Below are 23,205 nucleotides of genomic sequence, written 5' to 3' on the forward strand. Positions count from 1 at the left end.
TCGCCTTGCCCAAAGGGCAAGGCGACCAGGCTCACGCGTTATTCGAAGCTGTGTGCCTTGGTGGGGAACTCGCCTGCGCGCACCTCGTCGGCGAAGGCCTTGGCGGCGTTCTGGAGGACGTCGGCGACCTCCGCGTAGCGCTTGACGAACCGCTGCGGGCGGCCGCGGCGGAGTCCGGCCATGTCCTGCCAGACGAGGACCTGCGCGTCCGTGTCGGGCCCGGCGCCGATGCCGATCGTGGGTATGGGCAGCTGTTTTGTGATCTCGGCGGCGACGGCGGCGGTGACCATCTCGAGGACGACGGCGAAGGCCCCGGCCTCGGCGACGGCGTGCGCGTCGGCTTCGACCTCGGCGGCCTGGGCGTCGCGGCCCTGGACGCGGTAGCCGCCGACGGCGTGCTCGCTCTGGGGCGTGAAGCCGATGTGGCCCATGACGGGGATGCCCGCGTTGGTGAGCGCGCGGATCTGGTCGGCCATGCGGCGGCCGCCTTCGAGCTTGACCGCGTGGGCGCCGGCCTTCATGAACCGGACGGCGGTCTCGAGGGCCTGGGTCGGGCCGGCCTCGTAGGAGCCGAACGGGAGGTCGGCGATGACGAGCGTCCGTTCGGTGGAGCGGGCGACGGCCGCGACCAGCGGCACGAGTTCGTCGACCGATACCTGGAGGGTGGTCTCGTAGCCGTAGACGTTGTTGGCGGCCGAGTCGCCGACGAGCAGGGCCGGGATGCCGGCCTCGTCGAAGAGGGCGGCCGTGTACTGGTCGTAGGAGGTGAGCATCGCCCACTTCTCACCGCGCTCTTTGGCTTCGATGAGGTGGCGGGTGCGGACGCGTTTGACGTTCTTGCCCGGCCCGTACAGGCTCGGGATCTCGTCAGCGCCGCTGTTGCTGAGGGAAGAGTTCGATGTTGACGCCATCGTCGTTGCTCCTGAATCTCCTCGTGGCCGGCCGCGCCGGTCCCCGGGCATTACTGATCCAAACTAACGCTCATCGATGTCCTTGTCATCCGGCGAAGCGCTTGCTGTGACAAATCACCCGTGCCCGTGGGGGCCCGGGTGATCTGCGGGCTAACTCGGTTTGCCCCGGAAGTGGTTGGTGATCGGCAGGCGCCGGTCGCGCCCGAACGACTTCACGGTGATCTTCGTGCCGGGCGCGGACTGGCGGCGCTTGTACTCGGCGCGGTCCACGAGCCCGGCGATGCGCTCGACGACGTCGGCCGGGTAGCCCTGCTCGATGAGGTCCTCGCGGCCGGCGTCGCCGTCGACGTAGCCCACGAGGATGCCGTCGAGGACCGCGTAATCGGGCAGCGAGTCGGAGTCGAGCTGGTCGGGGCGCAGCTCGGCGCTCGGCGGCTTCATGATGATGTTCTCGGGGATCGGCTCGGTCTCGCCGAGGCTGCGGGCCTTCTCGTTGCGCCAGTTCGCGAGCTCGTAGACGAGGGTCTTGAGCACGTCCTTGATCGGCGCGAAGCCGCCGCAGGAGTCGCCGTAGAGGGTCGAGTAGCCCACGGCGTACTCGCTCTTGTTGCCGGCGGCGAGCACAAGGTGCCCGTGCTGGTTCGACAGGGACATCCAGATGACGCCGCGCACGCGGGCCTGGAGGTTCTCCAGGGCGAGCCCGGAGACAGCGATCTCGGAGAGGTAGGCGTCGACGATCGGCTGGATCGGCTCGACGACGTGGTTGAGTCCGCAGCGCTCGGCCAGGTCGGCGGCGTCGTCGAGCGAGTGCTGCGACGAGTACTGGCTGGGGTTGGCGACGGTGTAGACGCGGTCGCCGCCGATCGCGTCGCGGGCGAGCACCGCGGTGACGGCCGAGTCGATGCCTCCCGAGAGGCCGAGCAGCACCGAGGGGAAACCGTTCTTCTCCACATAGTCGTGCAGGCCGAGGCGCAGGGCCTCCCAGACCTCCTCGTGGCGGCTCAGCTCGGGCGCGAACGACGGCTCGATGCGGGTCTCCACGGTCGCGGGCTCCTCGGAGAGGACGTGGAGCGACACGCTCATCAGCGACGAGGAGTGGTTCGCGATGTCGCGGCCCGAGCTGGCGGGGCACTCGACGTCGGTGACGAGCAGTTCGGCGGTGAAGCGGCGGGCACTGGAGAGGATCGAGCCGTCCCCGGCGACGATCATCGACCCGCCGTCGAAGACCAGGTCGTCCTGGCCGCCCACGGTGTTGAGGTACGCGATCGGGGCGCCGAGCCCGGCGGCCCGGTTCTTGACGACCTTGAGGCGGCGCTCGTGCTTGCCCTGCTCGTACGGCGAGGCGTTGATGTTGACCACGAGGCCCGCACCGGCCTCCGCGGCGACGGAGAAGGGCACGCCGCCCCACACGTCCTCGCAGACCGTGAAGGCCACATCCACCCCGCCGATGCGCGCGAGGTGCAGTTCGTGGCCGGCGACGAACCAACGGTCCTCGTCGAAGACCCCGTAGTTAGGGAGATGGTGCTTGTAGTAGCGAAAGAGGACCTTGCCATCCTGAAGCAGCGCCAAGGCATTCCGGATGCCGTGACCTGTGGTGGAACCGATGGGCCCGTCCGCGTCCAGATATCCGACGGCGACGGGCAGCGATCCGTTCCCGTCCGCGGCGAGTTCTTCGGCGAGTCGGAGCAGGCGGTCGCGGCTGGCCTCCACGAAGGAGCGGCGCATCGCGAGGTCCTCGACCGGGTAACCGGTGAGGGACTGCTCGCCGGTCGCGAGCAGGTGCGCCCCGGCGGCCGTGGCCGCGGAGGCGGCACGGCGGATGAGGTCGGCGTTGTGGTCGAGGTCGCCCACGATGGGGTTGTCCTGGGCGAGTGCGATTCGGAGCGTCGGCATAGGCCTATTCTTCCGCGCCCGCGCACCCTCCGTCACGGGAGTTCCGCGAAGTGGTCTGGATCAGAGCGAACGCCACAGCAGGACGGCCGAGAGCACGAGGCCGTAGACGACGATCGCGATCCGCAGCGGCCGCTCCGGGATCTTCTGGAACACGCGCGCGCCGATGTACCCGCCGATGAACGTGGCGGGCACGAGCACGCCGATCGCCCACCAGGCCACATCGGCCCAGACGCCGTACATGACGCAGGTGACGACGCCGACGAGCATCGTGCAGAAGTTCTTCAGCGCGCCCACGCGGACGAGCCGCTCGGAGACGCCCATCGCGATCACGGCGATGAGGATCAGCCCCAGCGCGGCGTTGAAGTAGGAGCCGTAGAGGCAGCCGGCGAACACGCCGATGTGGAGGACCACCGGGTGGAGCGCGCGGCCGCCGTTGAGCTTGGTCACCTTCCGGTTGACCCACGGGCCGACCGCCATGAGCACGGTCGCCGCGAGCACCAGGAACGGCACGATCGCCTCGAACACCGAGTGCGGGGTGTTGAGCAGCAGCAGCGCCCCGCAGACGGAGGCGACGAGCGCCGTCGGGATGAGCAGCAGCGCGCGGCGCTTCTGGCCGCGCAGGTGCTCGCGGGACCCGAACGCGGCGGCCGCGTAGGCGGGCGCGACGGCGATGCCGTTGGTGGCGTTCGCCTGGAGCGGCGGCACCCCCACGGCCATCAGGGTCGGGTACGTGATGAGCGAGCCGCCCCCGGCCACGGCGTTGAGGCCGCCGCCGACGAGGCCGGCGAGCAGCAGAGCGGAGACCTGGAGCAGATTCATGGCTCCGGCAGCGTACGCTTGACCGCTGGAACGAGTCGGCCAGGCGGTCGCGGCGGATGCGGGAGACCACATCCGGCGAGGAACGTCCGGGCTCCTCAGGGCAGGGTGGTTGCTAACGGCAACCCGGGGCGACCCGCGGGACAGTGCCACAGAAAAGAGACCGCCGGCTTCGGCCGGTAAGGGTGAAACGGTGGTGTAAGAGACCACCAGCGCCGCCGGTGACGGCGGCGGCTCGGTAAACCCCACCCGGAGCAAGGTCAAAAGGAGCCGCGAGGCTCTGCGTGAAGGCTCGAGGGCGGCCCGCCCGAGCTCGCAAGAGCGCCTTCACGGGTAGACCGCTCGAGCGCACCGGCAACGGCGCGCCTAGATGGATGGCCGCTCAACGACAGAACCCGGCGTATCGGTCGACTCGTTCCACCGGCCGCCCGGCATGATGGGCGGGTGCGAATCTCCGCGGTGTCCCTTCCCGGCGGCAGTGCGCCGAATGAGGACGCGTACCTGGTCGCGGACCGGTGGGCGCTGGTCCTCGACGGCATCACGCGATATCCCGACGACGGCTGCGTCCACGACGTGCCCTGGTACGTGGCGCGGCTGGGGCGGGAGATCAAGCACCGCATCGGCTCCATGCAGGCCGGCCTCCCCGCGATCCTCGATGACAGCATCAGGGGCGTCAGCGGTGAGCACCACGCGACCTGCGACCTGAGCAATCCCGTGACGCCCGGGTCGACCGTGGGCCTGATCCGGCGCGAGGCGGACCGGATCTCGTGGCTCCTCCTCGGCGACTGCACGCTGGCGTGGCGGGACCGCGACGGCCGGGTCGAATGCCGGTCGGACGACAGGCTGGCGCGTCTCGCCGGTGCGCCGGTCGCATCGGTGGGCGGGGTGCGGCGGTGGCCGGTCGCCTATGTCGCGACGGTGCGCAACCGCGACGGCGGCTACTGGGTCGCCGATGCCGACAGTCGGGCCGCCGCCCAGGCGCTCACCGGTTCGATCGAGTTGGACGGGCTCAGCGAGCTCCTGCTCTGCACTGACGGCATCACGCGCCTGGTCGACCGGTACGGGTACGACTGGCCGGAGTTGTTCGAACGGGTCGCGGTGGACGGCGTCGAAGGGCTGGCGGGCCTCGTGCGCGAGCACGAGCGCGGCGACGCGCGCTTCCACCCGGAGTCGAAGCGACACGACGACGCCACCGCCGTTCACGTGCGGTTTCAGTCCGCGAGCGGCCCGAGCTTGTAGTGGGCCAGGAGCTTCGCGGTCGCGCGGGTCATCTCCGGGAGGTCGTCCACGGGGTGCCAGCCGGCGTCCCAGACCTCGTGGCCGTCGACGAGGATCTGCGTGGTGTCGGGGTCGCGTTCGAGGTGGAATACGTTGTCGACCCAGCGGCCGGAGGTGTGGACGACCGCGCACGGGTTCGCCGGGGCCAGCTCCTCGATGTCCGCTTCGATGCCGGTCTCCTCGGCGAGTTCGCGGCGGGCCCCTTCGACGGGCTGCTCGCGGCGGTTGAGCAGGCCCGCGGGGAGGGTCCAGCGCTTCCCCGGGGGCTGGCGCAGCATGAGCAGGCGGGTGCGGTCGGCGTCCATGACGAGGACGACGGAGCCGAGCGTGTAAGTGGGCGTGGCGATCCGCACGATCCGGCGCCGCATCGGGTGCGGCAGGTTGTAGAACACCACTCCGACAAGGCGCCGCAGCAGCGGCGCCTTCCGGCGCTGCACAGAGGGAGTCACCGCCACACCCTACCCACAGGACCGGAGCGCCCTGCACGTCGGCGTCGCGTGATCTGAGGGGTTGCCAAGGGCGCAAAGCGAAGCGGCCCGGAGCTTCCGCTCCGGGCCGCTTGCGCGATTGGTCTACTGCGGGCCGAGCTTGCGCGTGCCCGTGTAGTACTCGAAGGTCAGGCCGCCGACGGCGAGCAGGATCGCGACGCCGCCCGCGAACAGCATCCACGGGAGCCAGAACACGACGCCCAGACCGGCGAACACGGCCGTCAGGGCCAGGCCCAGCGGCCAGTACGAGCCGGGGCTGAAGAAGCCGACCTCGCCCGAGACGTCGGAGATCTCCCCGTCGGGGCGGTCCTCCGGGCGCGGGTCGATGCGGCGGGAGATCACCCAGAACACCAGCCACACCATGCCGGTGAGCAGGCCCGAGAAGATCAGGCCCAGGAAGCCGACCCACTCGATCTCGCCCGGCACGCCGTAGGCGGGGTTCTCGTTGTACCAGGTGACCCATCCGTAGATGGCCGCGAACACGAACATCGAGATCATCACGATGAGGAACAGGCGGTTCTCAGTCTTCACAGCTCTCCCCTAGCTCGCTTCGCCAGTGGCCTGGTCGGTGTCGAACGGGTGGGTCGTGGTCGCGTACGGGTCCTGGCCGATGAGCTCCAGGGCCTCAGGCGTCGACATGCCCTCCACGCGGGCGTTCACGAAGGTCTCGTAGTCCTCCGGCGAGACCACGCGCATCTCGAAGTTCATGAAGGCGTGGTAGGCGCCGCAGAGCTCGGCGCAGCGGCCGACGAAGACGCCCTCCGAATTGAAGTCGACCTCCCACTGGGTGGTCTGCGCGTCCGAGCCCGGGATGAGGTCGCGCTTGAAGAGCAGGTCGGGGACCCAGAAGGAGTGGATGACGTCCTCGGCCTCGCCGACGAAGCGCACGTCCTCCTGGTTCGGGACCACGATGATCGGGATGTAGTCCGAGTCGCCGGTCTCGGTGACGGGCTGGCCGTCGGCGCCGAGCAGCGCCTCGCAGTTCTCATCGGAGTACGTGAACTGCCAGTTCCACTTGAACGCGGTGACGTTCGTGCAGTTCGAGGGCTCGTCGCTCATTTCGGTGACGTTGTCCTGCACGATGACCGTGTAGTAGAACAGGATGCCGATGAGCACGAACGGCAGCGCCGTGAAGGTGAGCTCGGCAGGCAGGTTGTACTTGGTCTGGCGCGGCAGCTCGGTGTCGCTGTCCTTCTTCTTGTAGGCGACGATGCACCAGAAGGTCAGGGCCCACACGATGACGCCGACCGCGAGGGCCGCGACGGTGGAGCCGATCCACAGATCGAACATCTGCTCGGACTGGGTCGTGGGGCGCGTGCGCGGCCAGCCCAGGTAGAACGCGTCGTCAAGGCTGCACCCCGCGAGCACGATCGGGAGCAGCGCGGCGATCCCGGTGAGACCTATCGCGCGGCGGGCTCGGCCGCGACGTTCTCGGGACGGTTTTCCGACCACCTGTCTCATGCCTTTCTCAGCGCTCGGCTCCGCGTCCGCCGCCGGGCGGGCGGCAAGGCGCAGATCTTGACGGCAAGAGCCTACTGCTTGGCCCGGGCCCGGGAGTGCAAGGGGTTGGGTTCGCGGCGAGATGTCTTCTACATTTGACAGGTGACCGACACGTACTTCGACGGCGCGACCGCGCAGCCGCCCCATCCGGCGGCCCGCGACGCCTATGCTGCGGCTTTGTCGGAGGGCTGGGCGGGGCCCGGCAGACTGTACACATTGGGCCGGAGGTCGCGGATGCTCCTGGAGGCCGCGCGCCAGTCGGCCGCCGCCTCCCTGGGCGTGAGCCCTGATGAGGTCACTTTCACATCGAGCGGGACACAGGCCGTGCACGCGGGCGTACTCGGCGTCATCGCCGCCCGGAGCGAGCCGGGGCCGCTGGTGCACAGCGCCGTCGAGCACTCCTCGGTGCTGCACGCCGCCGCCTGGCACGAGCGTTCGGGCGGGACCGCCGTAGCGGTGCCGGTGGACCGGCTCGGCCGCGTCGACGCCGATCCTCTCGCAGGCGTCGAGGACGCCTCGGTGCTCGTCGTGCAGAGCGCGAACCACGAGGTCGGGACCCGGCAGCCGATCGCGGCCATCGCGGCGAACGCCCAGGGCGTGCCGCTGGTGTGCGACGCGGCGGCGAGCCTGCCGTGGGAGCCGGTGCCCGAGGGCTGGTCGGTGCTGGCGGCCAGCGCCCGGAAGTGGGGCGGGCTGGCCGGGGCCGGGATCCTGGTGGTGCGCAAGGGCACGCGCTGGCGCAACCCGTTCCCCGGGGAGGACTCCTCCATCCGGGAGGCGATCGGAGAGATCGACGTGCCGGCAGCGGTGGCCGCGGCGGCGTCGCTGCGGGCGGTGGCCGCCGAGCGCGAGGCGTTGTCGAAGCGGGTGCGGGCGATGACCGAGCGGATCCGGGAGCACATCGCCGAGACGGTGCCCGAGGTGGAGCTGCCGGGCGATCCGGTGGACCGGCTGCCGAACATCGTCACGTTCTCGTGCCTGGGGGTGGACGGCGAGGTGCTGCTGACGGAGTTGAACCGGGCGGGGTTCGCGGTGTCGTCGGGTTCGGCGTGCGCTTCGACGCGGTTGCGGCCTTCGCATGTGCTGCAGGCGATGGGCGTGCTCAGCCACGGGAACGTGCGGGTGTCGCTGCACCGGGAGACCACCGAGGACGAGGTGGACCGGTTCCTGGAGGTGCTGCCGGGGATCGTGGAGGGCATCCGGCGGCTCTCACGGTAGGTCCGCGACGCGGTACGCCCCCGCGACCGCTCAGGCCGGCGAGCCCGGGCGGGCGTGCCGCTCCGCGGTGTCCGCGTCGCGCAGGTGCCGCCTGATGAGCAGGATGCCGATGGTCGGCAGGCCGATGACGGTGGCGAGGAGCGCGATCTCCATCGAGGTGCCGAACTGGGTCGGCGACATGTCCCTGAGCCACATGTAGACGGTGTAGAACTCGAGATTGGTCCTCGCCCCGCGGAGCACGAACAGGACGAGCAGGGCGAGTGTGCCCGCACCGCAGGCGACCCCGCTGGCCACGACCGACCACCTCGGCCCGGAGTTCGCGGCGAGCGCCAGCGCTCCGAAGGTGCCCGCGAGGGCGAGGCACGCGATCCCCGGGTAGAGCAGCAGCCACCGCACGGCCGCGTCGATGACCGGCGGGTAGGTGCGGGCCGACTCGGGGTCAATGCCCCGCAGGTACGCCGGGGTCGCGGCGTTCGCGGAGAAGGCGAGGCCCAGCAGCAGGAACGCGCAGACGAGGAGTACCGCCCCGAGGGTCATCGCCAGGCCGATGGCGGCGTCCGAGCGGTGCGGTTCCGGCCACGGTTTGAATGGTCGACGCATGGGGGCTCCGATCGACTTGGCTTCGCTGGGCCTCCAGCATATGGCCCCGCGGCAACTGCGGTCCACTGTCGCCGCTCAGGCGAGGCCGTAGGCGTCCAGGATCGAGTCGAGCATGGCCTCCTGGACTGGGGCGCTGTAGGTCTCGGGGTCGAAGCAGGCGAGTTGGGCGGCGCCTTCGGTGGCGCCGACGAGGGCGAAGACGGCGGTGTCGACGCGTTCGGGCGCCCAGTCCGGGGCGGAGGCGGTCACGAGTGCGGCGACGCGAGCGCGCCAGGCTCGGTTGTTCTTGCGGTGCAGGGCGATCAGTTCCTCGTCCCCGACTGATGCGGCGAGGAATCCCATCCAGACCAGTGCTTCCTGCGCCGAGTCCTCGTTGAGGGCCATGCCTTGGGCGAGGATCGCGCGCAGGGCCGCGCGGGGCGTTCCGGCCTCGGCTTCGAGGCGTTCGACGCGTACTCGGGTGCGGGCGTGGAGCAGGTCGCGGGCGTGGGCGAGCAGGGCTTTGCGGCCGGGGAACCGGTGCATCACCAGGCCTGTGGTGCAGCCGGCCTCGGCGGCGACGGCGCGGATCGTGAGGTGCTCGATCCCCTTGCCCGCCAGGATGCTCCAGACCGCTTTCGAGATCCGCTCCTGCTGCTCCCCGTGATCCGCCCTGCGTGCGATGACCCGCTCCCCTCATAGTCGTAACAAGTGTTACCGTAACATCTGTTACGACAATCCTGACGACGAGGACCCGCCATGCCGACCATCGCCACCTGGACCATCGAAGCCCGCGACTGGGACGACCCGCAAGGCGCGAGCCTGCGCACGAGCCAGCGCGCCGAACTCGACGAGCGCTACGGCTGCGACGACCACGAGCCGGGACCCCTGCCGTCCGCCGCCGACGTCTCGGTATTCCTCATGGCCTTCGGATCTGACGGCGAGGCGATCGGATGCGGCGCGCTCCGCGAACTCGACGCCTCGTCCGCCGAGGTCAAGCGCATGTACGTGACACCCGAATCGCGCGGCTCCGGCGTCGCGGCCGCCCTTCTCGCCGCGCTGGAGGACGCCGCCCGCGAGCGCGGCTGGACCACCGTGAAGCTCGAGACCGGCGTGGCCCAGCCCGACGCGATCCGCTTCTACGAGCGCGAGGGCTACCACCGCATCCCCCGCTTCGGCCACTACGCCGACTGGGACATCTCGGTCTGCTACGCGAAGTCCCTCGTCTAGGAAATTCTGGAGCGCCCGGCAACCCGAGCGCGGTTCGCCGCGTATTCCTCTCACACTCCCTGCCCGCGAGAGGAACCCCCGATGCAGCGGTACCCCGTCACACCGTTGAGAACCGCGGCCGGAGCGGCCGCGCTGCTGACGTCCCTTGCGGCCCTGGGCGCCTGCACTGAGGACGCCCCCGAGACGGTGCAGCCCGAGGAAGCGGCGAAGGTCGACCTCGTCGCGCTGCTCGACGAGAACGACCGGCTCGCCAAGGAGCTGTACGAGATCGAACCGGAGGTCACCCGCGTGTGCCTCGAGAACGAGGGGTTCTCGGTGCACGACGAGACCGCGCTGTTCCAGGTCATGGTGATCGGTGTCGACGAGGCCGGACCCCAGGAGGACTCCTACGAGTTCGAGAACTGGCTGCCCGAGTCCGGCACGGCCGCCGAATGGGGCTTCGGGCAGTGGATCTGGCAGAGCGACGACGAGGAGCTGATCACGGAGTACAACGAGATCCGGTTCCCCGACGAGCCGGAGATCGAGGAGGAGCAGCCCCCGGACAACTCGGCGTTCGAGGCGCTCGACGTCGAGGACCAGATCGCCTGGTACACCGCGTTCATGGGCGAGGAGCGGATGGCGCACGAGGACCGCGCCTGGATGCTGCGGAACCCCGACGCCACCCAGGAGGAGTACGACCAGCGCCGCTCCGAGATCGAGCCGGCCGAGGACGACGGCTCCATCGAAGGCGAGACGGAGATCGTCCCGCCCAAGCCGGGCGGGTGCGAACTGGCCACGATCGAGGCGCTCTACGGCGAACCGCAGCTGGTCGAGGAGGAGATGGAGGAAGGGGTCGAACCGGGACTGACGATCTACACCTGGAAGTACCGCCTGGAGGAACCCATGGTCCCGCCTACCGATCTGGCGTTCATCGAAGCGGAGACCCAGGAGGCCTCGGACGCGTTCCTGACGTGCCTCACCGAGCGCAGGTTCGGCGGATGGGAGTTCCAGGACGGGAGTTGGCTGCCGGTGGTCCAGTACTTCGACCAGATCTACCTGGGCGAGGACTACGAGTCCTTCGAAGGGCCGGGCGCCGAGGACCTCGATGCGGTGATCCCGGAGCCCCCCGCCGACCTCCCCGACGACTTCGAGGACAAGAAGGCGTACGAGATCGAGATGGCCGTCGCGTTCGCCGAATGCGCCGACGAGGTCCAGTACCGCGAGGCGGTCATCGCCGCGTCCGAAGCGGAGGAGCAGGCGGCCTACGCGGCGATCGAGACCGAGCTCTACGCCTACCAGGACAGCCTCCGCGACGCCCTGAAGACCGCGCAGGACCTCCTCCAGGCCTGAGCGACCGCGACGACGAGTTCTCGGTGGTGGGGCGCGCCCCCCCGCCCCCCCCCCCCCCCGCGGGCCCCCCCCCCCCCCCGCCCCCCAGCGTCCGCGCCCGCCCCGACGTGTTCGGGGTGGTGGGCCGCGCCTCAGCGCGGCCCACCAGCGGGAAGGCGCAGCCCCGCAAGGACATCCGATCCCTCACGCGAACGGCTGGTACGCGGTCCTCCCCGACCGCCGCGCCTCCAGCGCCAGGCCGAGCCGCCTGCGGTTGAACTCGCCGCACCGGGCGATCGCCTGCTCAGGAGCGAAGAAGCCGAACGCTTCGATCTCCCCGGCCCGGGGCGAGACGAGGTGCGGCCCATCGACGACGCCCGCATCGAAGAGGTAGAACGTCAGCGGCTCCGCGACATATCCGGTGTCGGTCAGCCAGTCGAGCACGAGCAGGCCGCCGAGCCGCAAGTCCAGGCCGATCTCCTCCTTGATCTCGCGGGCGCACCCCTCGTGCGGCGACTCGCCGCGGTCCACCCAGCCGCCTGTGAAACCCCATTCGTCTCGTGAGGCCGGCTTGACCAGGAGCACCCGGTCCTCAGGGTCCGTGATGAACGCGGCCGCGACCGTGCCCGAGACAGCGATCCGGTCGATGCGTGCGGGGCCCTGACCTTCGACGTTCGGCATGCGGCCGACCGTATCGGGCTCCGCCGACACCGCAACCGCAATCGGCGGCCGCAGTGCTCAAACGCGGAAGGCGGCCTCTACCGCTTCAAGGTTCGCGGTCCACCAGGCGATCAGGCGATGGTCCCGGAAGAACAGGTCGTCGCAGCCGGGATCGTCGCGGCCGTAGTGGAAGTCGAGCTGCCAGCAGTGGGCGAGGATCTTCCACCAGCGGAGGCGGGCGGCAGCGGCCAGGTCGTCCGGGTCGATCGGGCGGACGCTGCGGTAGCCGGTGAGGAACGCGGCGATCTTGGGCAGGTCGATCCGGGCGTCGGCCGTGCAGAACTGGTAGGCCGCGGCGCGGGCGAGTTCCTCCGCGTAAGAGCCGACACGGACGCGGTCCCAGTCGATCACCGCGCGGATGCGCTCGCCGGACCAGATGAGATTGAAGTTCTGGCAGTCGCCGTGGGTCCAGCCGCTCGGGCCGGTCGTGGAACCCGCAGCCGGACGCCGGCGAGCATGTGCGGCGATCAGCTCGAGGCGATCGCGGAGGACCGCGGCGGCGGCGCGATCGAACGGGTCCGGGGCGGCATTCTCGTTGGCCAGCTTCAGGAAGCGTTCGGTTTCGGCAAGCGCGGACTCGGGGTCGGGGACATTGACCGGAAGCGGTTGCGGCGCAGGGAGGCCGAGCGCCGGCTCCGCGAGGACCTCATGGATGCGGGCGATCACGGCACCCATGTGCTCGGCCTGAGCGAGCGACATCTCCGCGCCCGGATGCGTGCCGTCGACCCAAGCGCACAGGTAGTAGGCGTTGCCGCCCGTCTCGTGGACGAGATCGCCCGCGTCGGTGGCGAGGGGCCGCGCGATCGGGACGCCCGCTGCGGCGACGCGATCGAGAAGACCGAGGTTGCGGCGGACCGCGGCCGGGTCGCGATCCGTGAGGTGCTTGAGGGCGAATCGGCCGCGTTCGGCATCGAGGAACCAGTTCCGGTTCATCCGGCCGTCGGGCAGCGGGCGGACCTCGCTGAGTCCGCCCAGCCGGTAGGCGGCGGCCAGCGCTTCGAGATCGGCGGGCGGGGCATCACTCGGCGGCTGCCGGTCCAGTGTCACCACGGGAGGCTAACGGGCGGCGGCGTGCCGCGCAACGGCGTTGCCGCGGCAGGCGGTCGCCGGGGCGGGTGAGGGCCGCCCCGGCGGCCTTGCGGGAGTTGCTATTTGACGGCGTGGGTGACGTCCCTTTCCTCGGCGTGGAAGCACGCGGTCCCATGAGTACTGCGTTCACTCCGGTTCGGGCGGTGGTCGTCGGCGACGGGCGGGAGGGTGCCCTCGTTTCCCGCGTCCAGGGTGGGGACCGCTTCGGCGCAGTGGTCCGTGGCCTTCCAGCAGCGGGTGCGGAAGCGGCAGCCCGAGGGCGGGTCGATCGGGGACGGGACGTCGCCCTGGAGGATGATCTCCTCCCGCCGGCCGCGCAGGTCCGGGTCGGGGACGGGGACCGCCGAGAGCAGCGCCTGGGTGTACGGGTGGCGGGGGTGGTCGTAGATCTCGGCACCGGTGCCGCGCTCGACCACCTTGCCGAGGTACATGACCGCGACCTCGTCGGCGATGTGGCGCACCACCGACAGGTCGTGCGCGATGAACACGTACGCCAGGCCCAGCTCGTCCTGCAACCGCTCGAGAAGGTTGATGACCTGGCCCTGGATCGACACGTCCAAGGCGCTCACCGGCTCGTCGCAGACCAGCACCTGGGGGCGCAGCGCCAGAGCGCGGGCGATGCCGATGCGCTGGCGCTGGCCGCCGGAGAACTGGTGCGGGTAGCGGTTGACGTGGTCGGGGCTGAGGCCGACCATGTCGAGCAGGTCCTTGACCTCGTTGGCGCGCTGCCGCTTCGGAATGACCTCAGGGTGGATCTCGAACGGCTCGCCCACGATGTCGCCCACGGTCATCCGCGGGTTGAGCGAGGTGTACGGGTCCTGGAAGACCAGCTGGATGTCCCGGCGGAACGGCCGCATCCGGTGCGAGGACAGGCCGCCGATCTCCTTGCCCTGCAGTTTGATCGAACCCGAGGTGGGGGTCTCGAGGCCGACCAGGAGCTTCGCGAGGGTGGACTTGCCGCAGCCGGACTCGCCGACCACGCCCAGGGTCTTGCCCGGGTAGAGCCGCAGGTCCACGCCGTCGACGGCCTGCACGTGGCCCACCGTGCGCTTGACGACGATGCCGCGCTGGATCGGGAAGTGCTTCACCAGGTCCGTCGCTTCGAGGATCGGCTCGGTGCTCGTGTCCGCCTGGCCGAGTTCAGCGTTCATCGGTGTAGACCTCCTCGGCGAAGTGGCAGCGGCTGCCGTGGCCGGACGCGGGTTCGAGCCAGGGCGGGACCGCCTCGGCGCATTGGTCCTCGGCGGTGAAGCAGCGCGGATGGAACGGGCAGCCGCTCGGCAGGCTCGCCGGGTTCGGCGGCAGGCCGCGGATCACCTCGAGCTCCCGGCCGATCGTGTCCACGCGCGGGATCGAGCGCAGCAGGGCCTTCGTGTACGGGTGCGCGGGGCGCTTGAACGTGTCGCGGATGCCGGCGCGCTCGACCACCTCCCCCGCGTACATGACCGCGACGTCGTCGGCGACGTCCGCGACCACCCCGAGGTCGTGGGTGATGAGGATGAGCCCCATGTTGCGGTCGTTCTGAATGTCCTTGAGCAGCCGCATGATCTGGGCCTGGACGGTGACGTCGAGGGCCGTGGTCGGCTCGTCGGCGATGAGGATCTCCGGGTCGAGCGCCAGGGCCATGGCGATCATGACGCGCTGGCGCATGCCGCCGGAGAACTGGTGCGGGTAGTGGCCGACGCGGTTCTTCGCGTCCGGGATGCCGACGAGGTCGAGCAGTTCGATCGCCTTGGTCTTGGCCTCGGCGCGGCTGAGGCCGCGGTGGACGCGGAACAGCTCGCCGATCTGGAAGCCGACCGACCACACCGGGTTGAGGGCCGAGAGGGCGTCCTGGAAGACCATCGCGATGTGGTTGGCGCGCACGCTCCTGCGGGTCTCCTCGTCGAGTGTGAGGAGGTCGACGCCGTGGAGCCGGACCTCGCCGCCGGTGATGCGCGCGGGCGGGGTGTCGAGGATGCCCATCACGGCCTGGCTGGTGACGGACTTGCCGGAGCCCGATTCGCCGACGATGGCGAGGGTGCGGCCCAGTTCGAGGGTGAAGCTCGCGCCGCGGACCGCCGGGATGCGGACGCCCCGCAGGCGGAACTCGACGCGCAGGTCGTCCACTTCAAGCAGCGGCCGGTTGGGGTCGACGCCGGGGAGCGTGTCGCCGACGACGCGGATGCGCATGTTGGTCATGGCTCACCTCAGTTTCGGGTCGAGGGCGTCGCGCAGGGCGTCGCCGAAGGTGGCGAACGCGAACACGGTGATGAGCAGGAACGCCATCGGCCAGGCCAGCAGGTACAGGTACCCGCCGGCGGCCCAGCCGGTGCCCTCGGCGAGGAGGATGCCCCAGCTCGTCGCGGGCGGGCGGATGCCCAGGCCGAGGACCGCGAGCACGGACTCGGTGACGATGATCCCGCCCACCGTGGTCGGCACGATGGCCGTGACGGGCACGATCGCGTTGGGCATGATGTGGCGGAACATGATCCGGCGGTCCTTGGCGCCCAGGCAGCGCGCGGCGGCCACGTAGTCGAGGTTGCGGGTCTCGATGGTCGCCGCCCGCACGTACCGGGCGAACTCCATCCAGCCGAACACCGAGAGCGCCAGCGCCGCGGGGGCCACCGAGGCTATGAGGTCCTCGGAGCTGCTGCGGCCCCTGAAGAGCGCCAGGAGGAGCAGGGCGCCGAGGAGGAACGGCACGACCATGAAGACCTCGAGCGCGCGGGAGATGACCGCGTCGGTCCAGCCGCCGTAGAAGCCCGAGAGGATGCCCATCACGAGTCCGATGAGGACGCTGATGAGGATCACGGTGACGGCCAGGAGCAGGGTCGGCCTGGTGCCGTAGACGAGTTTGGCGGCGAAGTCGCAGCCGAACGCGTCGGTGCCGAGCGGGTGGTCGCCGGTGAACCAGGTGTCGGGTCGCTGCTTGGCGAGCCGCCCCGAGCAGCTGCGCGGGTCGGCGTCGGTGAACAGGGTCGGGAAGAGCGCCATGGCTACCGCGACGAGGATGAGCAGGGCGGCGATGATCACGTCGACCCGGCGGACCATGCGGTGGAATGCGTCCTTCCACAGGGAGGCCTGCGGGGCGTCCTCGGTCTTGAGGACGCCGGGCACGGCGTCGGGGAGGGGTTCGGTGCTGTCAGGCATAGCGAATCCTCGGGTCGAGTACGGCGTAGAGGAGGTCCACGAGGAGGTTCACGGCGAGCACGACGACGGCGATGATGACGAACGAGGTGATCACGATGCTGACCTCGGTGGTGAGGAGCGCGTTCCACAGGAGCTGGCCCATGCCGGGGATCTGCACGATGCCCTCGGTGACGACGGCGCCGGTGAGGATGAACGCGAAGTTGTAGCCGATCGCGGTCACGACGGGGATGAGCGAGTTCCGGACGATGTGGACGCGGGCGACGCGGCCCCTGGTGAGGCCCTTGGCGTGCGCGGTGCGCACGAAGTCGGCGTGGTAGTTCTCGAGTTGGCTGGCCCGCACCAGCCGGGTCATGCTCGCGAGGCCGGCGGTGCCCAGGAGCAGGCCGGGGATGATGATCGTCATCCACGGGTAGTCGACGTCGTAGGTGGGTCTGAAGAGCTGGCCTATGGCCGCGTCGTCGCCGAACACGCCTCTGACCCAGCGGGTCAGCGGCACGGCGATGAGCGAGGTGTAGATCAGCATGATGAGGAAGACCGGCACGGAGTCGACGAGGATGGTGCCGCCGCGGACGGTGTGGTCCTGGATGCGGCCGCGGTGCCGGGCGGCCCAGGAGCCGAAGACCATCGCGAGGACCACGAGGGTGATGATCGAGAAGGCGAAGAGCCGCAGGGTGTTCGGGATGGAGATGGCGAGGAGCTCGCCGACGTCCCGGTTGCCGCGGAGGGTGGTGCCGAAGTCGCCTGCGGCGTAGGCCTGCAGCCGTTCGACGAACGGGGCGACGCAAGGGTCGCCGAGGCGGTCGTAGCAGGGGTCGTCCAGGTTGTACATGGCTTCCACCTGCGCGAGCGCGGCGGGGTTCGGAGTGCGGTCGCCGAAGAAGAGGCGGGCCGGATTGCCGCGGACCTGCACTGAGAGTGCCATCAGCCAGTGCATCAGGAAGAGCACCAGTCCCAGTGTCAGCAGCGCCTGCAGCAGGCGGCGAATGACGTAGCGTCCCATTGAAGTTGTTCCCGTTCCGTTAGGCGGCACAGCGGGCGGTGCAGCGGGCGGCACGGCGCCGGGCTGGCGGGCGGACCGCCGCGACCGGTCGGTCGCGGTGGTCCGCCCGCACAGCAGCGGCGGCGGATCCCTGTGGGGGAACGCGACAGGACGACAGTGACTAGCCGTGTCGCTGACGGCTACTGGACGACAGTGACCTCGCGGAGTTCGCAGTCGCCGCCGGGACCGAGGTAGATCGCGTTGAGGACGACGTTGTCGACGTCCTCGCTGTAGAACACGTTGTCGGCCGAGTAGATGATCGGCGCGGCCGGCATGGCCTCGGCGATGATCTTCTCGGCTTCGGCGTAGAGCGGGAGCGCCTCGTCGAGGGTCGCGGCCTGGTCGGCGGCGAGGATCGCGGCGTCGAACTCGGGGCTGGCGTAGCCGAAGACGTTCATCGGCTCGCCGCCGCCGTAGACCGGCGTCAGGAAGTTCTCGTTGAGGTTGTAGTCCGGGCCCCACTGGTAGCGGAACGGGCCTTCGACGGTGTGCTCGTCGCGGGCGGTCAGGAACTCGGGCCAGTCGAGCGGGACGAGCTCGTACTCGATGCCCAGGGTCTCCTTGATGGAGTCGCCGACGGCCCGGTAGAGGGTCTGATTGTCGGCGGTCTCGTTGTACCAGAGCTGGAAGACCTCGCCCTCGGGCCAGCCTCCGGCCTGCTCGAGCAGGTCCTTGGCGACGTCGGGGTCGTAGGTGCAGTACTCGCAGGCGCCGGTGCCGCCGCCGAGGATCGTCGCGGGGATGAAGCCGTCGGCGGGGACGCCGCGGCCTTCGCCGATGACGGTGAGGACGGCCTCGCGGTCGATGGCGGCGGAGAAGGCGCGGCGGAGGTTGACGTCCTGCCACTCCTCCATCCACAGCGGGAATCCGAGCGCGGTGAACGAGGTGCCGGGCTGGGTGACGAGGCGCTCGGTGAGTTCGGGGTCGCTCATCGCGGTCTCGAAGTCGGCCGCGCGGGGCGAGCACATGTCGATGTCGCCGGTCTTGAAGTCGTTCCAGCAGTCGGTCTCACCGATGTAGGGGTGCCAGACTACGCTGTCGATCTTGGCCGGCATGTCGCCGGCGTAGTCCTCCCAGCGGACGGCGGTGCCGCCGGACTCGACGACGTACGGCGCTTCGAGCATGAAGGGGCCGTTGCCGATCGGGTTCCACATGCAGGCCTCGAGGTCGGCCAGGCACTCCTCGGCCATCGGCAGGAACGCCGCGTAGCCGAGCATGGTGGCGAAGCCGCTGAACTGGTCGACGAGCTTGACCTCGATGGTGAGGTCGTCGACGGCGGTGAGGCCGGAGAGGGTGTCGGTCTCGGGCTCGGGGTACTCGGCGACCGCCGGGTCGGCCCACTGGTCCTCGGGGAGCGGCGCGGGGTTCATCTCGGCGTAGCCCTGGAAGCGGCCGAAGAAGTAGTTCAGGCCGGCCACGTTGGGGCCGTATGCGGTGTGGTTCCACGAGCGGATGAAGGCCTCGGCGTCGACCGGCTCGCCGTTCTGGAAGGTCAGGCCCTCCTTGATCCTGATCGTCCACGTCTGGTTGTCCGTGGTGCTGATCTCCTCGGCGACGAGGTTGACCGGCTCGCCGGTCGTGTTGTCGTAGTAGACGAGGCCGTCGTAGACGTTCTTGAGGATGCGGTAGCACTCCGAGTCGTCGCAGTCGCTGACCACCAGGGTGGGGACCTCGCCGATCTGCATGTCGACGGTGCCGCCGCCCGCCTCGCCGCCGTCGCCTACGTCGTTCGGGTCGCCCGTGCATGCGGTCAGTGCGAGAGCGGCCGCCGCAAGGACGGCGGCCGCTGTACGGATTCGTTTCACGAGGGTCTCCAGAGCGTGAGTGGGTCGTGGGATAACTCACACCATGGCGTACAACACATCCAAAAGATAGGGTGCGTTGTGAAATCGTTACCGTGCAGACGGTTGTCAGAGACCTTGGGCTGCAATCATTTCGTCCGTATTGCCTGCGGAATCCCAATTAGTGAGACGCAGGTTTCCGATGAGTGCCCAAGGGGCGCTTGTGATCGCCTCGCGACGGACGATCACCCGCCTCGCGGGGCGATCGGCGTTCAGGGCCGCTCGACCCTTATGGATCACTCGGGCAGCAGGTACGCGGAGGCCTCGGCCGCCGCGGCCGGGCCATAGGACTGCTCGAGCCGGTGCACGAACTCGACCGGGTTCACCGCATAGCCTTGCGGCCCCACGGTTTCCAGGGCCAGCGCGGTCATCTGCGAGCCGACCTCGGCGGAGCGGCGCAGGCCCATCCCCCAGCCCAGTCCGGCCAGGAGGCCGGCGGTGAAGGCGTCGCCCGCGCCGGCGGGGTCGATGATCTCGCGGGCGCGCGGGAACGGCACGCGGATGCGCTCGATGTCGTGGCCGGCGATCTCGACGCCGTCCTGGTCCAGAGTGGTCACGCGGACGCGCACCCGCTCCAGGATCTCGTCGTCGCTCAATCCGGTGGTGGCCTGGAGCAGCTCGTACCGGTCCTGGCTCGTGACGAGGAACTTGGCGCCGGTCAGGAAGTCGACGGCCTCCGCGCCTTCGAGCTCGCCGGGATCGGCGCTGAACTCGAGGCCGAGGTCGCGGCACTGGTCGGCGTAGGCGTGCATGGCCTTGGCCTCACCCGGTCCGATGTGGACGAGGCCGAGTGTGCCGCCGCGCTCCATGACCTCGATGAGGTCGAGTTCTTCGCCGTCGATCACGACCGGCGCCTGGCCGAGTCGGTTCATGCCGTGGCGGACCGTTTCAGCGGTCGCTCCGGTGACGGCGGTCTTCATGCCTTGCACGACAAGTGGCACTGCGATTGTCCTCGTTCAGTCGGGGACGAGTGATGCGAATGAATGGAAGCGCGCGATGCGCAACCGCTGCGCGCGGTACAGATCGGGCGGTGGGGCCCGTGGTGGGAGCCGCCAGCCTAGCGCATGGCTCAGCCCGGCCGATCCGGAGATCGGCCGGGCTGGAAGCGTTTCCGGTCGATCCCTCTAGTGGAACGAGTCGCCGCAGGCGCAGGAGCCTTGGGCGTTCGGGTTGTCGATGACGAAGCCCTGGGCGTCGATGCGGTCGGCGAAGTCGATGCTCGCGCCGATGAGGTAGGGGACGCTCATCTTGTCGACCACGACGCCGAAGCCCTCGTAGTCCTGGACGTTGTCGCCCTCGCGCACGTCGGTGTCGAAGAACAGGCCGTAGCGCAGGCCGGAGCAGCCGCCGGGGCTGACCTCCACGCGCAGGCGCAGGCCTTCCTCGCCCTCCTGCTGGATCAGGGCTTTCACCTTGGTGGCGGCCGCTTCGGTGAGCACAACGCCGACCTTGGTGGCGTCCTTGGCGTCGTTCGCCTGCTCGGTGTCGGCCTGCTGGGTGGCGCTCACTGGCAACTCCCTCGTATGTGTGCGAGATCCAAGTCGATCGGGTCTCTTCGACAGGTCAACAGTACCCAACGGCATGGCGTGTGTCGTTATTCCGGAGGTCACATACCTGGAGGTGTGACGCATCCTGATGACCAGTCTTCGACCGTACCTAGTCCTGCCATTCCTTCGCCACCTTCTCGGCGAGTGAAGTGAGTCCCGCTACGGGATCGGCCATGGCGGCCTCGGGGCTGCCGAGGAGTTCGGTGACCGAGTGGACGCCCGCGAGGTCGGGGTGCGAGTCGAGGTCGGAGCGGCCGGCCAGGACCAGGCAAGGCCTGCCGTGGGCGCTCGCGCCCGAGGCCACCTCGGCGGCGAGCTTGCCGCGCAGGCTCTGGGCGTCGAAGGAGCCCTCGCCGGTGATGACAAGATCAGCCGCCGCAACCGCCGCGTCGAGCCCGACGGCGTCGCAGGTGAGGCGCGCGCCGGACTCGCGGCGGCCGCCGAGCAGGAAGAGCGCGAAGCCGAGCCCGCCGGCGGCTCCGGCGCCGGGCAGTTCGGAGGCGCCGACCGGGCCGAGGGTGCGTTCGGCGAGTTCGGCGAAGGCCGAGAGGGAGAGCTCGAGGAACGGCAGGGCGTTGCCGCTCGCGCCCTTCTGCGGGCCGAACATGTAGGTCGCGCCGTGCGGACCCAGGAGCGGGGAGTCGACGTCGGTGGCCGCGATGATCTCGACGCCGCGGGTGCGGGCGTGGCCTTCGATGGCGGCGCAGGCCGAGAGGACGCCGCCGCCGTAGGGCAGGGCGGCGCCGGTCGAGTCGAGGAGGCTGAGGCCCAGGGCGGTGAGCATCCCGGCGCCGGCGTCGTTGGTGGCCGAGCCGCCGAGGCCGATGACGAGGCGTTTCGCGCCGTGCTCGATGGCATGGGCCGCGATGATGCCGAGGCCGTAGGTGGTGGTGCGGCGCGGGTCGCGTTCGGCGGGTTCGAGGAGGTGGAGGCCGCACGCGGCGGCGGACTCGATGTAGGCGGTCTCGCCGTCGCGCAGGTAGTCGGCCTTGACGGGGCGGCCGAGCGGGTCGCAGGTCTCGACGGTGCGGCGGACCGCGCCGGGGAGGGCGTGGGCGAGGACGTCGACGAAGCCGGGGCCGCCGTCGGCCAGCGGCAGGGTGACCGCGGTGTCGTCGGGCCTGGCGCGGCGCCATCCCGCGGCGACGGCGTCGGCGGCTTCGGCGGCGCTCATGGTGCCGGCGAACTTGTCGGGAGCTATGAGGATGCGCACACCGTGAGCCTAGTGGATGCCCGGAAGCTGGGTGTAACCGCTTGCCGAGCGCGGGAGCGGCCCACCCTGTGGACCGCTTGTCCGCATGGCGGATTCAGGGAGTCCGAAGAGGGCGCGAAAAGGTCTAACATTGCCGCCATGACGGGCTTCAACGAACCTGCTTCCACTCAGACCGCGCTCCTGCTCCTGGGACGCGGCACCGACTCCGGCTCCGAGCGCGGCGTCGACTGCCCCGGTGAACTGCCCGCGCCCTCCGACCCCGACCTGGTCGAGCGCGCCCGCGCCGCCAAGGAGGCCCTGGGCGGCAACGTCTTCATCCTGGGCCACCACTACCAGCGCGACGAGGTGATCCAGTTCGCCGACGTCACCGGCGACTCGTTCAAGCTCGCCCAGCAGGCCGCCGCGCGGCCCGACGCCGAGTACATCCTGTTCTGCGGCGTGCACTTCATGGCCGAGAGCGCCGACATCCTCACCGGCGACCACCAGCAGGTGATCCTGCCCGACCTCGCCGCCGGCTGTTCCATGGCCGACATGGCCACCGCCTCGCAGGTCGAGCAGTGCTGGGAGGACCTTGAGCGCATCGGCATCGCCGAGACCACCGTGCCCGTGACGTACATGAACTCCACGGCCGCGATCAAGGGCTTCGTGGGCCGCGAAGGCGGCATCGTGTGCACCTCCTCGAACGCCGAGCGGGCGCTGCGCTGGGCCTACGAGCAGGGCGAGAAGGTCCTGTTCCTGCCCGACCAGCACCTGGGCCGCAACACGATGGTCCGCGAGATGGGCTACTCGCTCGACGACTGCGTGCTCTACAACCCGCACAAGCCGAACGGCGGCCTCACCGACGAGGAGCTGCGGGACGCCAAGATCATCCTGTGGAAGGGCCACTGCTCGGTGCACGGGCGCTTCACCCTCGAGACCGTGGAGGAGATGCGCCGCATCGACCCCGAGGTCAACATCCTCGTCCACCCCGAGTGCAAGCACGAGGTGGTCCAGGCCGCCGACTACGTGGGCTCGACCGAGTACATCATCAAGGCCCTCGAAGCGGCCGAGCCCGGCTCGTCCTGGGCCATCGGCACCGAGCTGAACCTGGTGCGGCGCTTGGCGAACCAGTTCCCGGACAAGAAGATCTCGTTCCTGGACAAGACGGTCTGCTACTGCTCGACCATGAACCGGATCGACCTGCCGCACCTGGTGTGGGCGCTGGAGGAGCTGGTGGCCGGGCGGGTCCCGAACACCATCACCGTCGACCCGGAGACCGCCGGGTACGCCCGCGAGGCGCTCGACCGGATGCTCGCGCTGCCGTAAGCGACGATGATCATGCAACCGCCGGTGCGGGTCGCAGCGTGTCCCTAGGGGGCGCGCGGCGGCCCGCGCAGGCGTTTCGGCAGCGGTTCGCCCGTTCG

23 protein-coding genes and 1 other RNA gene are annotated in these 23,205 nt (G+C 70.0%); 6 read left to right on the forward strand and 18 right to left on the reverse strand.

The annotated features are described in order from the left end of the window. Positions 1-38: 38 nt before the first annotated feature. The 3 genes from panB to QWI33_RS08335 all read right to left on the reverse strand — a co-directional run bounded on the left by panB (position 39) and on the right by QWI33_RS08335 (position 3,623). On the reverse strand, positions 39-911 hold the full coding sequence (gene panB, locus QWI33_RS08325; RefSeq protein WP_289956704.1) for a 3-methyl-2-oxobutanoate hydroxymethyltransferase: 873 nt from the start codon (positions 909-911) through the stop codon (positions 39-41). Positions 912-1,061: 150 nt separating this feature from the next. Then, entirely contained in the window at positions 1,062-2,804 is a 1,743-nt protein-coding gene (locus tag QWI33_RS08330; RefSeq protein WP_289956706.1) for an NAD+ synthase, read from the reverse strand. Between the two features lie 60 nt (positions 2,805-2,864). Continuing rightward, positions 2,865-3,623: a sulfite exporter TauE/SafE family protein gene (locus tag QWI33_RS08335; protein WP_289956709.1), complete on the reverse strand. Its 759-nt coding sequence runs from the start codon at positions 3,621-3,623 to the stop codon at positions 2,865-2,867. A gap of 31 nt (positions 3,624-3,654) precedes the next feature. Here QWI33_RS08335 and rnpB point away from each other — a divergent pair. Next, an RNA gene (gene rnpB / locus QWI33_RS08340) (RNase P RNA component class A) lies at positions 3,655-4,039 on the forward strand. A gap of 25 nt (positions 4,040-4,064) precedes the next feature. Continuing rightward, positions 4,065-4,859: a protein phosphatase 2C domain-containing protein gene (locus QWI33_RS08345; protein WP_289956711.1), complete on the forward strand. Its 795-nt coding sequence runs from the start codon at positions 4,065-4,067 to the stop codon at positions 4,857-4,859. On the opposite strand, the gene QWI33_RS08350 is transcribed toward QWI33_RS08345, so the two are convergent. The 3 genes from QWI33_RS08350 to ctaC form a co-directional block, all read right to left on the reverse strand. After that, the gene (locus QWI33_RS08350; protein ID WP_435367569.1) at positions 4,832-5,335 is read right to left on the reverse strand and encodes an NUDIX hydrolase; all 504 of its coding nucleotides are present in this window, start codon (positions 5,333-5,335) and stop codon (positions 4,832-4,834) included. The two genes, QWI33_RS08345 and QWI33_RS08350, sit on opposite strands and share 28 nt — an antisense overlap. Before the next feature lie 135 nt (positions 5,336-5,470). After that, positions 5,471-5,917: a cytochrome c oxidase subunit 4 gene (locus tag QWI33_RS08355; RefSeq protein ID WP_289956716.1), complete on the reverse strand. Its 447-nt coding sequence runs from the start codon at positions 5,915-5,917 to the stop codon at positions 5,471-5,473. A gap of 9 nt (positions 5,918-5,926) precedes the next feature. Further along, positions 5,927-6,847: an aa3-type cytochrome oxidase subunit II gene (gene ctaC / locus QWI33_RS08360; RefSeq protein WP_289956717.1), complete on the reverse strand. Its 921-nt coding sequence runs from the start codon at positions 6,845-6,847 to the stop codon at positions 5,927-5,929. A 141-nt stretch (positions 6,848-6,988) separates the two neighbouring features. Between ctaC and QWI33_RS08365 the strand changes: the two genes are divergently transcribed. Continuing rightward, on the forward strand, positions 6,989-8,104 hold the full coding sequence (locus QWI33_RS08365; RefSeq protein WP_289956719.1) for a cysteine desulfurase family protein: 1,116 nt from the start codon (positions 6,989-6,991) through the stop codon (positions 8,102-8,104). A 30-nt stretch (positions 8,105-8,134) separates the two neighbouring features. Here QWI33_RS08365 and QWI33_RS08370 read toward each other — a convergent pair whose 3' ends face one another. Then, positions 8,135-8,704 (reverse strand): hypothetical protein, encoded by a 570-nt coding sequence (locus tag QWI33_RS08370; protein WP_289956722.1) that lies wholly within the window; start codon positions 8,702-8,704, stop codon positions 8,135-8,137. A gap of 75 nt (positions 8,705-8,779) precedes the next feature. Then, the gene (locus QWI33_RS08375) at positions 8,780-9,367 is read right to left on the reverse strand and encodes a TetR/AcrR family transcriptional regulator (protein WP_353895432.1); all 588 of its coding nucleotides are present in this window, start codon (positions 9,365-9,367) and stop codon (positions 8,780-8,782) included. Positions 9,368-9,442: 75 nt separating this feature from the next. Between QWI33_RS08375 and QWI33_RS08380 the strand changes: the two genes are divergently transcribed. Next, the gene (locus QWI33_RS08380; protein WP_289956725.1) at positions 9,443-9,913 is read left to right on the forward strand and encodes a GNAT family N-acetyltransferase; all 471 of its coding nucleotides are present in this window, start codon (positions 9,443-9,445) and stop codon (positions 9,911-9,913) included. 81 nt (positions 9,914-9,994) lie between these two features. Further along, positions 9,995-11,242, forward strand: coding sequence for a hypothetical protein (locus QWI33_RS08385; protein WP_289956727.1), 1,248 nt, complete (start codon positions 9,995-9,997; stop codon positions 11,240-11,242). 183 nt (positions 11,243-11,425) lie between these two features. Here QWI33_RS08385 and QWI33_RS08390 read toward each other — a convergent pair whose 3' ends face one another. The 10 genes from QWI33_RS08390 to QWI33_RS08435 all read right to left on the reverse strand — a co-directional run bounded on the left by QWI33_RS08390 (position 11,426) and on the right by QWI33_RS08435 (position 21,802). Next, complete coding sequence (locus QWI33_RS08390) at positions 11,426-11,902, reverse strand: NUDIX domain-containing protein (protein WP_289956729.1); 477 nt, start codon at positions 11,900-11,902, stop codon at positions 11,426-11,428. A 57-nt stretch (positions 11,903-11,959) separates the two neighbouring features. Further along, on the reverse strand, positions 11,960-12,988 hold the full coding sequence (locus tag QWI33_RS08395; protein ID WP_289956731.1) for a phosphotransferase: 1,029 nt from the start codon (positions 12,986-12,988) through the stop codon (positions 11,960-11,962). Between the two features lie 101 nt (positions 12,989-13,089). Continuing rightward, positions 13,090-14,181, reverse strand: coding sequence for an ABC transporter ATP-binding protein (locus QWI33_RS08400; RefSeq protein WP_289956733.1), 1,092 nt, complete (start codon positions 14,179-14,181; stop codon positions 13,090-13,092). Then, positions 14,171-15,211 carry an ABC transporter ATP-binding protein gene (locus QWI33_RS08405; RefSeq protein ID WP_289956735.1) on the reverse strand — a complete coding sequence of 347 codons (1,041 nt, stop codon included), beginning with the start codon at positions 15,209-15,211 and terminating at the stop codon, positions 14,171-14,173. The genes QWI33_RS08400 and QWI33_RS08405 overlap by 11 nt, the downstream gene beginning before the upstream one ends. Positions 15,212-15,214: 3 nt before the next feature. Continuing rightward, on the reverse strand, positions 15,215-16,162 hold the full coding sequence (locus tag QWI33_RS08410) for an ABC transporter permease (protein ID WP_289956737.1): 948 nt from the start codon (positions 16,160-16,162) through the stop codon (positions 15,215-15,217). Beyond that, complete coding sequence (locus QWI33_RS08415; RefSeq protein WP_289956740.1) at positions 16,155-17,162, reverse strand: ABC transporter permease; 1,008 nt, start codon at positions 17,160-17,162, stop codon at positions 16,155-16,157. Before QWI33_RS08415 ends, QWI33_RS08410 begins: the two co-directional genes overlap by 8 nt. A 179-nt stretch (positions 17,163-17,341) precedes the next feature. Next, positions 17,342-19,006, reverse strand: a complete 1,665-nt coding sequence (locus QWI33_RS08420; protein ID WP_289956741.1) for a peptide ABC transporter substrate-binding protein — start codon at positions 19,004-19,006, stop codon at positions 17,342-17,344. A 272-nt stretch (positions 19,007-19,278) separates the two neighbouring features. Next, the gene (locus tag QWI33_RS08425) at positions 19,279-19,983 is read right to left on the reverse strand and encodes a PfkB family carbohydrate kinase (RefSeq protein WP_289956743.1); all 705 of its coding nucleotides are present in this window, start codon (positions 19,981-19,983) and stop codon (positions 19,279-19,281) included. A gap of 183 nt (positions 19,984-20,166) precedes the next feature. Beyond that, entirely contained in the window at positions 20,167-20,550 is a 384-nt protein-coding gene (gene erpA, locus QWI33_RS08430; RefSeq protein WP_289956745.1) for an iron-sulfur cluster insertion protein ErpA, read from the reverse strand. Between the two features lie 148 nt (positions 20,551-20,698). Continuing rightward, on the reverse strand, positions 20,699-21,802 hold the full coding sequence (locus tag QWI33_RS08435; protein WP_289956746.1) for a glycerate kinase family protein: 1,104 nt from the start codon (positions 21,800-21,802) through the stop codon (positions 20,699-20,701). Positions 21,803-21,940: 138 nt separating this feature from the next. Between QWI33_RS08435 and nadA the strand changes: the two genes are divergently transcribed. Next, on the forward strand, positions 21,941-23,107 hold the full coding sequence (nadA, locus tag QWI33_RS08440; protein WP_289956747.1) for a quinolinate synthase NadA: 1,167 nt from the start codon (positions 21,941-21,943) through the stop codon (positions 23,105-23,107). Positions 23,108-23,205: the final 98 nt, after the last annotated feature.

It is taken from the genome of Glycomyces tritici, from assembly GCF_030403505.1.